This window comes from Desulfosporosinus sp. BICA1-9, assembly GCF_000802135.1.
The window spans coordinates 25,005-38,672 of sequence record NZ_JUEE01000073.1; the positions used below are offsets into that span (position 1 = coordinate 25,005).

General features: G+C 44.5%; 12 protein-coding genes. All 12 read right to left on the minus strand.

Annotated features, from left to right (window positions below; translation table 11 throughout):
• Positions 1 to 106: 106 nt before the first annotated feature.
• The 12 genes from JL57_RS09375 to JL57_RS09430 all read right to left on the minus strand — a co-directional run bounded on the left by JL57_RS09375 (position 107) and on the right by JL57_RS09430 (position 13,600).
• A complete protein-coding gene (locus tag JL57_RS09375; protein ID WP_291299894.1) occupies positions 107 to 805 on the minus strand; it encodes a 4Fe-4S double cluster binding domain-containing protein in 699 nt (232 codons plus the stop codon).
• 44 nt (positions 806 to 849) lie between these two features.
• Complete coding sequence (locus tag JL57_RS09380; protein ID WP_034141791.1) at positions 850 to 1,827, minus strand: tetrahydromethanopterin S-methyltransferase subunit H; 978 nt, start codon at positions 1,825 to 1,827, stop codon at positions 850 to 852.
• Between the two features lie 6 nt (positions 1,828 to 1,833).
• Complete coding sequence (locus JL57_RS09385) at positions 1,834 to 2,898, minus strand: MtaA/CmuA family methyltransferase (protein WP_034141792.1); 1,065 nt, start codon at positions 2,896 to 2,898, stop codon at positions 1,834 to 1,836.
• A gap of 148 nt (positions 2,899 to 3,046) precedes the next feature.
• Entirely contained in the window at positions 3,047 to 5,020 is a 1,974-nt protein-coding gene (locus JL57_RS09390) for an ASKHA domain-containing protein (RefSeq protein ID WP_034141793.1), read from the minus strand.
• Between the two features lie 88 nt (positions 5,021 to 5,108).
• A complete protein-coding gene (locus JL57_RS09395; RefSeq protein ID WP_034141794.1) occupies positions 5,109 to 5,759 on the minus strand; it encodes a B12-binding domain-containing protein in 651 nt (216 codons plus the stop codon).
• 179 nt (positions 5,760 to 5,938) lie between these two features.
• Positions 5,939 to 6,952, minus strand: a complete 1,014-nt coding sequence (locus JL57_RS09400) for an MtaA/CmuA family methyltransferase (protein ID WP_291299895.1) — start codon at positions 6,950 to 6,952, stop codon at positions 5,939 to 5,941.
• An 85-nt stretch (positions 6,953 to 7,037) separates the two neighbouring features.
• The gene (locus JL57_RS09405; protein WP_034141795.1) at positions 7,038 to 8,669 is read right to left on the minus strand and encodes a methylamine methyltransferase corrinoid protein reductive activase; all 1,632 of its coding nucleotides are present in this window, start codon (positions 8,667 to 8,669) and stop codon (positions 7,038 to 7,040) included.
• Positions 8,670 to 8,676: 7 nt separating this feature from the next.
• Positions 8,677 to 9,609 (minus strand): GTP-binding protein, encoded by a 933-nt coding sequence (locus tag JL57_RS09410; protein WP_034141796.1) that lies wholly within the window; start codon positions 9,607 to 9,609, stop codon positions 8,677 to 8,679.
• A gap of 80 nt (positions 9,610 to 9,689) precedes the next feature.
• On the minus strand, positions 9,690 to 10,433 hold the full coding sequence (locus JL57_RS09415) for a B12-binding domain-containing protein (protein WP_034141797.1): 744 nt from the start codon (positions 10,431 to 10,433) through the stop codon (positions 9,690 to 9,692).
• A gap of 27 nt (positions 10,434 to 10,460) precedes the next feature.
• On the minus strand, positions 10,461 to 11,834 hold the full coding sequence (locus tag JL57_RS09420; protein ID WP_034141798.1) for a methyltransferase MtaB domain-containing protein: 1,374 nt from the start codon (positions 11,832 to 11,834) through the stop codon (positions 10,461 to 10,463).
• A 384-nt stretch (positions 11,835 to 12,218) separates the two neighbouring features.
• On the minus strand, positions 12,219 to 12,773 hold the full coding sequence (locus JL57_RS09425; protein WP_034141799.1) for a cob(I)yrinic acid a,c-diamide adenosyltransferase: 555 nt from the start codon (positions 12,771 to 12,773) through the stop codon (positions 12,219 to 12,221).
• A gap of 149 nt (positions 12,774 to 12,922) precedes the next feature.
• On the minus strand, positions 12,923 to 13,600 hold the full coding sequence (locus tag JL57_RS09430) for a corrinoid protein (protein WP_034141800.1): 678 nt from the start codon (positions 13,598 to 13,600) through the stop codon (positions 12,923 to 12,925).
• Positions 13,601 to 13,668 lie beyond the last annotated feature (68 nt).

The following is a 13,668-nucleotide window of genomic DNA, read 5'->3' on the forward strand; positions in this document are numbered from 1 at the left end:
TACTTATATAAAAGGTGTATGGTAATATTTTACTGAGCATTGAATAAAGATCGAGTATTGGTCGAAATGCCGATGGGCCTGTGTTGTCACACAGGCCCATGGTTGTTCAAATATCGTGACCACGCCAGCAGATCTTAATACAGTTACCGCAGGCAAGTTCGCCGATAGTGATTCGGTTATTCTCGAGCTGTTGCGCACAGGACACGATGTCTATCATCGTTTCGTAATTAGTGCCTCTACTCCACTCTTTCCCGGAAATCGCACCAGCCGGACATGCTCGAACACAGGCGTTGCAGTGTCCGCACTGTCCATGGATGTATGGTTTTCCAGTAGCCCAGTAAGGAGCATTGGTTAAGACTGTTGCCCAACTGAGCCGCGGCCCGTGATCGGGATTAATCAACAATCCGCTCTTACCTATCCAACCTAGACCGGCACAGGTTGCAGCTGTCTTATGAGGAAAAAGAGGGTGGATCCTGGAGATCAATCGGTCCCGTTGTTTGCTGGTGTCTGTGGGGATCTCCAAAAAGCGCCAACCATCATCCCTGAGCTGTTTGGAGATCTTTTTCTGGATATACTCAAACTTTCGCTCTATTTCTAAAAAACGGTATTCATAGATTTGGTCTTCAACCTGCTGTTCAGGATGAATTAGAGCGAGGGAGATTGCCGTGGATAGACCTTTTAAGTCAGGCGGCAAACCATTACTGACATCGCCTATGCCTACAATCTCGCATCCCCAATCCTTGATCTTTTTCAATAGACTGGCTGGATCCAGTTTATCCTGGGCTAGATGCTCCAGTTGGCACACACGCCAACACCTCACTCTCACCAAATAATCCCGTATCTTTTTAACTACTGAGCAATTCCGCCATGTTCCAATTCAACCTGTTCCCCATCACTTAATTTACCGGCGAATGCTCCGAAAAATTTGTAAATAGGGTGATTTTTATTTTCCGGCAAGCGTTTTGTTTCCTCAAAAGCTAGGGTCGCTTGAAATAGAGAAGCCGAAACGACTGCCGGGAAAATCCTGGGAGCGATGGATATAGGTCCATAAAAGATGAAGTCACTCCAGAGCAGTGCAGAGATTGCTTGACCAGCGGCATCCATTCCGGCAAAACCGTTTTGGCCCCACAGTTCTCTAGCTTCCTTCCACATAAACGTACCATTCGAAGAAGCCACTCCCGCAGGCCAGCCATGCTTTTCCTTAATCAGTTTATTACCCAGACAGGAAAAAGCTGTTGCAGGCAGGTTCATGACAGCGGTATCAACAAGGATTGATTGGAACCCCCCTTGACCCACTACTTCCATCAATTTTTCAAAGGAAGTTAGGCGACCGGAAGACTTTTGGTCGTTCTCGTCAAATGCTTGGACCACGACGTGTTTGACTCCCATTTCGCGTAGGGCTTTCACCTGATCAGGTATATCCTTATCCCAAGGTGTAATACTGTTGTAGAGAACACGGTCCAGCAGTCCTTTGGAGGCTGCGTATTCCATAGCTTCGAGGCGAGGTTTTTGTACCCACATGTCAATTCCGAAGGGAAGGTCACTATGTTCCGTGAAAAAGTCAATGTAGTACTTCATTTCTTCTGTCGAACTAGCAACCATGGCAACGAGCGCCGGTATTCCCGTCTGTTCTGAGAGTGCCTCTTGCTGTTTTAAGAATTCCACCGCTTTGGCATGATCAAATTTATGATCTTTGCGGCTTTCCAGGATTCGGTCTCCGTTGTGGAACATAGAAGAAATAAGGAGTGGCGGGTTCTCTCCAAACTGACCTCCCACTTTGAAAGGTCCGATTTGACAAACTTTTTGGTTCCCTTTTAAAGTGAACATACTTTATCACCCTCCAACATTTAAGTTACGTACCCAGCGACTAGCACCGTGTTCTCTGACGGTTTCTACCATAGCTTTTAGATTTTCTAAGGGCGCGGTGGGCCATATATCACAACCCGGCCAGACAGCATCAACTCCTGCGTCTAAACTAGCAAGCACTCCTTTAACTACATCCTCGGGGGTTCCGGTGACAAGGACATTATAGGCATCCACTTGCCCAAAGATCAAGGAATCCGGACCGATTTCCGCCCTTGTTTTTGCCATATCGTTCTTGAATTCAAGGCTCATTGCAGCGGCTCCGCACTTATTCATGTTCCCGATAACGCTATTGGTCCCTCCACAAATGTGCAGAACATTGTTTCCTGGTAGGCCTGCAAAAATCTTTTTCAGATGTGGGGCTATAACTTTATTAAAGGCCCTGGGGCTCAGGATATCCGTAGTTGCTCCCATTTCCCGCACGGTAATATAGTCCGCTCCAGCCTCGTAGAATTTTCTCCCGATGGCGATCTGAACATCTGCTAAACGGTCCAACATTTGATTTATTTTATCGGGTTTTTTAAAAGAAAGCTTGAAAAGGTCGTTGAGGTCCATGAGTTGCCCTGCCAGGGTAAAAGGTCCCAATAGATAAGTGCCAATGGCCACGTCCTGGCCGATATCCTTTTTTAGTAAGCGAATGGCTTCGCAAATAACATTGATTCGACCACGCTCTAAAAAATCATCCGGTATGGGGAACGTTGTTATTTCTTCCTCAGTGTGAATGGTCTTCTCTTTAATTGTAGGGTAGAGAAGTTGTTCGACATTGTCATAGGGATTCATAGCACATCCTAAGGCCTCTGCTTCCACGCATAGGTCAAATGGAATCACGGCGCTCTCGTAGCCAAACAGGTGGTAGGAACTGGCTCCTGCTTTAGCCATTTTTTGGGCGTCTCCGTGCAGATCCTGGAACTTACAACCTATTTCCTCCAAGGCGACAGTCGTTACGTTCCCCATTCCACTGTAACAGGCAGGACGATCCACTTCTTTACCGGCAAAGAGATTGAGCACTCTTTCCCGCGGTGTTAGTGTCAACATTATTCCATCTCTCCCTTACCTTTTATTCGCATCAATAATCACCCAAGTTTCTACTTTAATAGCCAATATTTCCGCCTTACGATAACCTTGTATATTGGATTAGGACAGTCAAGTGTATATTGATTCTTAATACTTAGCCTATTTCGAGTTAGCGAGCGGTCTGCCTTTTACCTCGCTTAGGAATCCGGTCAAGGATATGCTGAATGCTTGGGAAAGCATCGTGGCTATGAGGGAAAGCCATAGCGTCTGAAAAACGTTGTTGGAAATCTGATTCAATGGCTGTCTCCACAAAGAAGACTTCTTTTGCCACTCGATCAGCTTCTACACGTTTTTCTTTGTTCAGAAGGGCAATCTGCGCTCCATCGCCCGCTGCGTTCCCCACTGCTTTAACTTTCTCAAGATTACAGTTCGGAAACATACCAATGACCATCGCACTCTCGACATCGATAAAGGAACCAAACGCTCCAGCCAAGGTGACGCTATCGATATGTTCAACGCCCAACTTCTCCATCAGGTATTTTGCTCCTACATAAAGAGCAGATTTAGCCAGTTGAACGGCGCGTACATCACCGATGGTGATAGAAATGTCCTGGCCTATGGATGTTTCATCAGACCAACAAATAACATATTCCATCCTGCCGTCCGAACCTTTACGAACACGAGGGAACTCTTCAAGGCCTTTGTTAAAACGGCCGCTGGGGCCGATGATGCCCGCTTTGAACAGCTCTGCTATGGCGTCAATGATTCCAGAACCACAGACTCCTTTCGCTCCGAGTTTTTTGTCCTCTGGATACCACACTTCGTTCCCGATGACTTTGTAGCGAGGTTCGAGCGTCTCTGGATTGATACGAAGATTTTCGATAGCTCCTGGTGCCGCCCGCATACCAAACTTGATCTGCGCGCCCTCTAGAGCCGGCCCTGTGGCACAGGAGGTTGAGAGCATATTATGTTTGTTGCCAACGTCAATTTCACCGTTGGTTCCGATGTCAATGACTAGGCGCATCTCATCATGTTTATAGGGTTCTTCGGCAATCAGAACCGCCATATTGTCGGCTCCCACAAAGCCTGCTTCAATCGGAAGTACGTGAATATTCCCGCAGGGATTGATCTCGATTTTTAAATCACGTGCTTTAATATCCATGGACTGTTTGATGGCGGGGGCAAATGGGGAACGGCCCATGAATTTGGGATCGATGTTCAGGGCTATATGATGCATCACAGTATTGAACACCAGTACGATTTCCTGTACATCAATCGCTAACAGACCTACTTCTTCTGTCATTTTCCGGATCAGAATGTTAATGCTTTCGACCATCGTGTTGTGCATTTTTTCCAGGCCATTATCTTCCATCATTGAATAGCTGATACGAGAGAGTACGTCTTCTCCGTAACGCACCTGAGGGTTCATCATAGACTTCTTAGTCAGTACTTTGCCTGTATGCAAGTCGCATAAATAGGCTGCTACGGTTGTCGTTCCGATGTCTATGCCGACTCCGACGATCTTTTCGTTAAAACCTGGTTCGATATCAATGATCTCTCGACCTTGCCAGATCGTAACGGTGACCTTCCATTCGCCTTTACGCAAAACCAGAGGTAATTTCCTCAAAACAAAATAATCCATCGCCAGATTCTCGCCTAGCTTTGAATATTTAGCAGAGAGAGCCTCACGCAGACGTTCAAAATCTCCTCTGTGATCTTCTAAGGTGGCGGGTTCTAACTCGACATAGTATTTGCGAACGGCAGGGTCTAAGGTGAACACCCGCTCTTTGCCCGTCTCTAGAACGATTTGCTGAGCTCCTCGGCTTTCTTCAGGGACAAAAACCAAGATATCACCATGAACTTCCGTAGCACAGGCAAAGCGGTAATTCTCCTCGATCTCTTTAGATTTCATGTACTTTTGCTCTTGTTGGGTCAGTGGGCTGAGATGGCTGACGCGAGACTCAATGCCGAATTTTTCGAAATAGCCTTCCTCAATTTTAACTTTGCATTTACCGCAAACTTTTGAAGAACCACAAACTGATTCTATATCAACTCCGAGTTCGTGGGACGCCGTAAGAATAGTTTTTCCAGCTTCAACTTTGCCGCGCCGGCCTGATGGTTGAAATATTACGTTGAATTCCAATGTTTGTCCTCCTCTCCATAAACTTTTAGGTTACTATTTGAACACCTCAGTCTTAAATGTCTTCAAAAATATTCATCGAGATACTTTCCTAAGAAATACTTTTCAACGAGGCAATCATATTAATGGCATCTTTGAGCGCATTGTTGGCATCCCGGGCATAGCCGTCAGCACCCCAACGCGAAGCTATATCACTGGTTACCGGCGCCCCGCCAATCATAATCTTACACTTGGGATTCTTTTCCTTGATCTTTTCAATAATTTCTTTCATCCCCACCATCGTCGTGGTCATCATGGCCGAGAGACAAACCATATCTGAATCCGTTTTCAGTTGCTCCTCGACAAACTTGTCTAGAGGTACGTCCCTTCCAAGGTCATGAACTTCGAAGCCGGAGGCATCAAACATCATGCGAACGATGTTCTTGCCTATGTCATGCACATCGCCCTGGACAACGCCCATAACGACAACCCCTTTTGAGGCACCTTCTTTTTTAGACATATGGGGTTTGAGAATGTTCAGTCCAACGTACATAGCGTCAGCGCACATTAACATTTCCGGTACGAAATACTCTTGTTCCTCGTACAGACGACCGACTTCAACCATGCCAAGTACCAGTCCGTCAAAGACCGCTGAATGTGGATTGACGTTTTGGGCCAAAGCTTCATTGGCAGCATTACTGACTGCATCCTCGTCGTAATCGATAACCCCTTGTTTTAGCCGATCCAAAATTTCTTGGGACATTGTTTAAACAACTCCTTCATTAATTATTTAAAAAACAAATTAATCTAAAGGACCTTTAGTGTAAACTGTTTTTTCTGTGGCTAAATATATAGGCAAAAATTAACCCCGTTACCGGGTCAGCTTTTATTTGAAGCGGCCTGCATTTATATTCGCCGGTTTGAAGTATAAATCTAAACTTGCTACTCGTTAACGGTATCCACCATAGCTCTCAAATTTGCTGTTAAAGTGGCTGGCGGTATGGCACATCCAGGTGAAATCATAGAGAATCCTATAGAAATTGCATCTCTGACCTCTCGTTTGATATCTTCTGGTTGACCGGTAAACAGGGTTTTAACAGGATCAACACCCCCTACTATCGGAGTTTTAATCCCCTCTAACTTGAACTTATCCAACGCTTCAGGAACATTAACATTGGACTCAACACTGATAGCACCGCAACCTGTTTTGGCGATATCCACTATTATTGGATCCACCTTACCACAGATATGGATTATCACAGGTACACTCAACCCTTCAACCTGTCTCTTTTCGTATTCCCACGCCAAGTTTCGATAGATCTTTGGACTAATCATATCCATTGAGGCCATCATGTCCTCCACACAAATAACATCTGCTCCGGCTTCTACCATTGCCTTAGCAAGCATTGTCCCTGCACGCTCACCTAACTCAATATAGGGAATTAGGTCATTTGGTTTTTTGAAAGTTGCCTTTAGAAAAAGCGCGACGTCAAAAAACAAACTGGCAATACTAAATGGACCGATAATACCTCCCATGATAATAACCTTGTCACCATAATCACGTTTTAAAATCCGAATAGCTTCCAGCAACGCTGGTATACGTCCCCGGCTTAGAAAATCATTAGGAAAATCAACCTTGTCCCCTATATGATAGGGATGTATATCTACGCTTGGTAACCCTGCTTTACCACCATATTTCAAGACAGCCCCAAAAGCTTCAGCTTCATGAGTCTGACAAAACGGCACTCTTACAGCATCAAAACCCAGCATTGAGTGGGCACCACTAGCTAATTTAGCCATTAGACTAGCATCATGAAAGGCCTCAGGCCAAGAACTTTTGAGTTGTTCCATTTGGTCATAAGTTGCGTGTTGGCAAACGCTGATCACTGGCAAGCGGTCTACAGGTTGAATGTTTAGGGCTGCCATAACCCTTTCACGACTGGTCATTGTCTTCATAACTCTTGTTCCTCCATTATCTTAATGAAATTTTTATCAATAACCATTAAAAAAGCTTTTTACATAAAATTCTAAAGTGGGATGATTAGATCTTATTTAAACCTATCGCTGCAAAGTTATATACTTTTTCAGGACAAGCCCTTACACACTTCAGACAAGCAGTACCATTGCACAGATCTAGTCTTAAGACAAGGACGTTCTCTCCTTTATCTGACTCCAGTGATAATGCTTCTTCTAAGCACTGACTTGTGCAAGTTCCACAACCAGTACATCCTGGGAAGGCCTGGTGCCGCTCTAAACCAACCTTTTCGATCACCATAAGCCCCTCCGCTCCCAAATCAGGAATATCCCGTTCGTGCCATTTTAAGACCTCGGCCTCCTTAGTAAACTTCGGTAGAGGAGACAAGCCGTAATTTCGGCAAAAACGCAGATATAAATCTCGCGGCATCCCTTCATCCCAATAGGAGAGTTCCAATAAATAAGCCTGAGAGAAAGGTTCGTAATCACCAAACATGCAGTGGGTTGCGCGTAAGTTCACTGCTAGTTTTTTCAACTCTTCAAGTTCTTGTGGCTGAAAGACCAAATCCCGGGCTAAAGCTAAAGAAGTATTCCCAATCTGGTAGATTTTTTTCACTGTGGGTGGGACCAACCCAATACGTTGAGCTTTAAGTGCATCAACATAGGTTCCTGATGCGCCGGCCATATAGGCTACCTCTATTTGATCCACCTCGATACCAGCAGCCTTACACAAGGCAATGTAACCCGCTCTGATGGCACCAATAGCTTTGCCAGCCTCGCCCAGGTCCTGTTCACTAAACCTCACATTGTCTGTCAGATGTATAAGGTGATCCTTTGTTTTAATTCCCGGTAACTGAACATAACCATTGTTTAGAGCCAGATCGATAAGGGAAATAACCCCAGTACCAGTAATCCCTTTGATACTTCCCTTGGTCAACCTTCGAGTTATTCCTGTTAAAAGATCAGTTTCAACGACTGTTTCAGTTAGCATAGCGGAGTTTAAAACGGATACAGCATAATGTTCGCCTTTTGGGTTAAGGTCAGAGATCGCACCCGGCCCTGCAAGCATTCCAGACCGGATATGTTGTCCTTCCAATGCAGGCCCGGCTGCGCAGGAACCAGTAATGATTTGACCACGCACTCTCAAGGCCATCTCGGCATTGGTACCATAATCGGTTACTAAGGCAATTTCCTTCCGCTCCAACATCCCCGATTTAAGCATCATTGCTAAGGCATCGGCACCAATTTCATGTTCAACCGCCGGGGGAATCACTACTTCCGCTGTTGCGGGAAGATTAAGCCCCTCGATATCTCTCGCCAATAGCAATTTACCGTCCCGGTTGGGTTCAATAATCCCCATTGCCTGTTTTTTCCTTTTACCAGCATAGGCCAAATCCCTTACCTCAATCCCTTCGAACAGGGAAAGCTGGATCGGATTACCACAGACGGCTAGACGTACCACATTGGGACTGATGTCACCCAAGGCAGTCAAAACCTGGTTTACGGCATCAATCAGGATATGATGAGCGGAGTCAAGTCCAACCTCAATCGCGTAAGTCAGGTGATCCATGACGTTGGCTCCAGGTAAAGGATGTCGGGCAGTAATTACTGTTTTAATAATCTGCCCTGTATCAAGATCAATTGCCTGACCGCGAAGGCCACTCGTTCCCAAGTCAAGGGCTACTCCAAGGTTTTTCATCAGTTATTCAATCACCCTCTCTTACCTGACATGCAACGATAGCTGTATTCATGAGATCTTGATTCAATTCCTTACCGATAACTGTCAATTTATTTTCACTATAATTTTTCCCCTCTGACCACTCTTGATTAATGTGTCCCTGGACAAAATCCAGAACTAGCCACCTGTCCTCCTCTGTAAAAAAGAAACCTTTAGCACGGACAATTTGGCCGAAACTACTCTCTTTGAAATTGCCAAACAACTTCAGTAATTTTCCCTTTGACACAAAGCCTTGCCAAGTTATTCCTATGGATTGATAGTCATCAAAAAGGGCTGCATCGTCTGCGTTATCGTCCGACATAGTTTTAATACTGCCTTCCCGGTAATCATTTACTAGAGCTTCGATAGCTTCTCGACCGTATCTAGCTTGAATAAGCTGCACTTGGGGATTAATTCTTACCACTCTACTGCTTATTTCGCTGATAACCTGTGGCAAAACCAAGTCACTTTTACTTAAAACAACTAGATCAGCTAAAGCAATCTGACTATCGATGAATGATAACATTTTCAATTTTGAGTCAAAAGAAAGGCAATCTAAAAGCAAGGTAACCCGGATGGTTGTAATAAACTTTTCAAGACTTAAACTCCTCAAAATATTTAAAATACTTTTAGTGGTGGCTATCCCAGTTGGCTCAATCAACAGGCGCTCAGGCTGATAAGTCCTGGCAAGGTTAGTAACCTGTGCTTTAAGATCGGCATTTAGAGTACAACAAATACAACCGCTGGACAATTCCACTACTTCCGTTCCCCGCCCAGCTAAAAGGGTTCCATCAATCCCGACTTCACCAAATTCATTAACTAACACCGCCAATTTTTCCTTACCAGACCAGCCATCAATCAAGCCTTTGATCAATGTTGTTTTACCGGCCCCAAGGAAACCGCCGATAAGTTCAACTTTCACAGCTTAACCTCCACAATTTGGTCAAGGTATGAGGGCTGGAAAGACATGACTTTTTCAACCCTCACCCTGATACCATACTCTTAGTTATATTTCTCTCTCAGTTCCTGCCAACTAAAGCCATTTGATACATCAGATATCATTTTAGGAGCTTGCTGAGCATCTTTGCCATAGACCCCTAACTTGTAAGCAGTAACGTACTCGTTAGATACCGCGCCACCGCCGCAAACAAACGGTATATCGATACCCGCATGAGTCAATTGGTTCGATATTTTCTCAAAAGCAGTCATTGTGGTGGTCATTAGGGCTGTCCCGGTTACCATCAACGGCTTATATTTCTTGACCGCCGCCACTACGTCATCCACCGGCACATCCTTGCCAAGGTCTATAACCTCATAACCATTGGCTCTAAAGAGAGCATTGACGATCTTTTGCCCCAAATCATGGATATCTCCCTCGGCTGTATGGGTTACAACGACACCCTTTTTCTCCATTTTTTTGCCTAGTTTGGCTTCGCAAAGGTCAATTCCCTCCAACATTGCATCAGAAGCTATAATGACCTGAGGCAGATAGTACGTCCCATCGGCCCACAGACGGCTAACCTCTCCCATTCCTTTGATCAAGCCTTCATCAATTACCTTCAAAGGATCCATATTAATCAAAGCCTTTTCTACTAAACCACCAATCGCATCGGTATCCCCTTCAATAACACACTGCATTATTTCCTGTATCACTGTATCTTTTGAAGTTACCTTAATTTCCTTGACCTCACTGGCTCCGATCAAATCATAACGTGTTAATATGTTGGCATAGCTTGCTAATGTCATCTTATTCTTCCCTCCTTATCTCGAACCTTATAGGCCGTAATTCTTGGGTTCGAAACCCTTAACTTGCTTTTTGTATAGTTCCACACACTCGGAAATGAAATCAGCCTCTTTATCTGGCAAACTTTCTAATGTCCGCATTGAGGAATCAAGCGCTTCCCGCTCGAAGGAAGACATGATCAGCTTGCTGTCTTGCTGCATTAATTCACCAGCTTTAATAGCTGCAGCCCTTGCACGTGCATAATAGGATTGCGAATTAGCGACGATAGCCTGACCAATTTTATAAGCGTTATCAGGAGCCAGAATAAACCCGTGCATACCACGGTATTTATCGGAGGCGACCAAGATATCTTGTAAATCTTTGGCCTTGCCCAAATCAATCGCCGAGTTCATCATGGCTACATCATAGCCAAGGATTTCAGTAAAGACAGCGACTGTTGTCCCGCCGAACATATCGTGGTATTCAACCGCCTCGTTACTCCACAGGTCACAGCAGGCTGCTGCTAAGTTACCCACTAAGTCACTATGCGCGCAGGCAGAAGCTTTTCCTTCCATAGCAATTGGCACACCACTAATGGCCTTAATAATGGGATCCTCATAACCACAGTCTTTGCTCGGTCCTTTTGCACCCTGCTCGTAAGCAACTAGTGAGCGTGCTGCGGCAATTGACCGGGTCAACGCAGCAAACGTATGCGGTACGGATCGATCTTGATATCCACCAGCCATGAACATAGCCACATTAGCCTGCGCACAGTTTGTATCTCCACCAGGAGTTGCCCCATGTTTTTTTGCAATCCCTACAATTTTTGACCATACATGTTCCATATCCAAGCTGCCTAAGACCCCAATGCCAAACAAAACACCACGAATATCTTGACGAACGATTGTGTAATCGGTAACTTCTTTGCCACCCACACTTTCTAAGGACAAATTATCAGCTCCACCAGCTGCACTAGCTTCGAAGCTTTGTAACATTACCCTCAAAGCCTCGCTATCCCATATTTTTTCTTCATCAGGCTTGCGATAATCAGCAATAGTCGCCCGAATGGCGCTTTTTAGGCCATATTTACGGTGATAATCCTCCATTAGCCGCTTTGTTTGGGCGGCAATTTCCCCTCCCCACGTCGGGTTCCTAGTCATCTGATACACATGTTCAAGCTCAATTTGGATACCGGGAATTCCTATGGCGACACAACGGTCAAGAACATCGATCACCATTTTCTCATATTCCTTAACCAGTGACTTTTGTGACTTTTCACTACCTGGACGTGGATGGGGTACTAACTCGGGATAAACATAACCTGCGCCAACCGAAAAACCCCGGCCATAGGTTATTGGATTTTTGGCTGAACCGAAAATCATTTCGGCTGCACTGCCATAAGCCATTTTGTCATACCTTGCCATTGTTTCATCTCCTCAACATTTAATTTCGACTAAACTTTAGGATTCAAACGTAACGTAACGTCTTTAGCTGCTTCACCTCCATTTGGTTTATGACTCGGTCCCTTCGACTCTTTATACATGCAATGTTTATGCCAATATTCTGAATTATTAAACCATTGGTAACTCCTAGCTTCGTCTAATCCTAAAAAACAAGGGTTGTTCCGCAATGGAACAACCTTTGTAAGTTAACGCCGAAAGTGCCTTATTATCCCATCTTCGTAAGAAGTGTTCTAATATGTAGCAATTATCCATATTGGAACACCCGTACTCACTCTGAAATCTCATATCCCAAGAATTTTTCGATGATTTCACCCTGATGCCCTTCACTCGCCAGATGCCCTTCTATTAATATTCAATCCCTCTACGGCTTGGTACCCCTTGTTGATAGGGATGTTTATGTGTTTTTAACTCCCACCAAGAATCGGCACACTCGTGAATTTCCTGTGGCATTCGACGTCCGGTTAAAATCCAATGAGGATAACTATTTTTAATTAATCCAAGAAGTATTTGCAAATCTAAAAAACCATGATTAAGAGCGTGGCTTATCTCGTCCAGAATAATAACCTGATATTTCTTTTCTTGAAGGACTTGAGAGATATAGTTCAAGGCTTCTTGAACCAGTTCAATAGCAACTTCTGGGTCTCGGTTGACCTGAAAACATTCGCCACAATTCATACAGTGTTTCAAACCACTACGTATCATACCAGCCCAACGGCACCCAACTCCAAATTGGATTAGTGGAATTCCCAAACGATATAGACCTGTTAGTTCGCCACTATAGGTGCTACCTTTAAGGAATTGAATCATCAGGATCTTCTTATCAGGTGCTAAAGATAATAAAGCCTCTCCTAGCGCAGAGGTAGTTTTACCTTTGCCATCACCAGTATAGACCGTAATCATAGTCAGAACTCCCCTCTAAACACAGAATTTTAAATTCCTCTGTAATATCAGGATTCTCCCTTTCCCTCTTTTCGTTGGAGATTTATTCTTCTTAATTCAGCCCGGTAACTGCATTAAGAAGACTCCTTGTTTCAGTGGCGAAGTTACCCTTACTTTTTTTGATTTAAGCAACGAATTATATTAATAGCCTCTTGAACTGCATGAGATGCATCCCTGCCAAAACTGTCCGCTCCCCATCGAGATGCTAATGTCTCATTAAGAGGAGCACCTCCGACCAAAATCTTAATATTGGGAAAGCGTTCTTTCAGTTTGCGGATTGCATGTTTAATTTCGAATGCCGTCGTAGACATCATGGATGAAAGACAAATGATATCCGCATTACGCTTTTCTTGTTCCTCGATGAAATGTTCTAACGGGACATCTCGGCCCAAATCCCAGACAGTAAAGCCCGAAATGTCAAACATCATACGTACAATATTTTTACCAATGTCGTGAATGTCTCCAGACACTACACCAATAATAACTTGTCCCTTCTCTTTATGTAGGACTTCCAGTTGTTGCACCTTTAGATGAGGTCGCAACAATTCCAAGCCTGCGTACAAGGTGTCTGCACACAGAAGCATTTCCGGCACGAAGTATTCCCCTTCCTCGTAAAGACGACCTACTTCTTCCATCCCTGCCACTAGCCCTTCGAAAATACAGCGAGAGACGTCGTACTGCCCTTCTATTGCATAATGACAAGTTTTCTCTACTTCCTGAATATCAAAACTGATTACAGCTTGATGTAGACAGGCAAGGATTTCATTTTCTTTCGGTTTTTGAGTCAAGGAAATTCTCCTTTCCCATACGATATAGCTATGGCCGTTTCACACGCCATAGACTAGAATATATTACC

Bases quoted from the DNA above. Each gene is read 5' to 3' on its own strand.
- JL57_RS09380 (WP_034141791.1), bottom strand. From the start codon at position 1,827: ATGTTCACTTTAAAAGGGAACCAAAAAGTTTGTCAAATCGGACCTTTC.
- JL57_RS09385 (WP_034141792.1), bottom strand. From the start codon at position 2,898: ATGTTGACACTAACACCGCGGGAAAGAGTGCTCAATCTCTTTGCCGGT.
- JL57_RS09395 (WP_034141794.1), bottom strand. From the start codon at position 5,759: ATGTCCCAAGAAATTTTGGATCGGCTAAAACAAGGGGTTATCGATTAC.
- JL57_RS09400 (WP_291299895.1), bottom strand. From the start codon at position 6,952: ATGAAGACAATGACCAGTCGTGAAAGGGTTATGGCAGCCCTAAACATT.
- JL57_RS09405 (WP_034141795.1), bottom strand. From the start codon at position 8,669: ATGAAAAACCTTGGAGTAGCCCTTGACTTGGGAACGAGTGGCCTTCGC.
- JL57_RS09415 (WP_034141797.1), bottom strand. From the start codon at position 10,433: ATGACATTAGCAAGCTATGCCAACATATTAACACGTTATGATTTGATC.
- JL57_RS09420 (WP_034141798.1), bottom strand. From the start codon at position 11,834: ATGGCAAGGTATGACAAAATGGCTTATGGCAGTGCAGCCGAAATGATT.
- JL57_RS09425 (WP_034141799.1), bottom strand. From the start codon at position 12,773: ATGATTACGGTCTATACTGGTGATGGCAAAGGTAAAACTACCTCTGCG.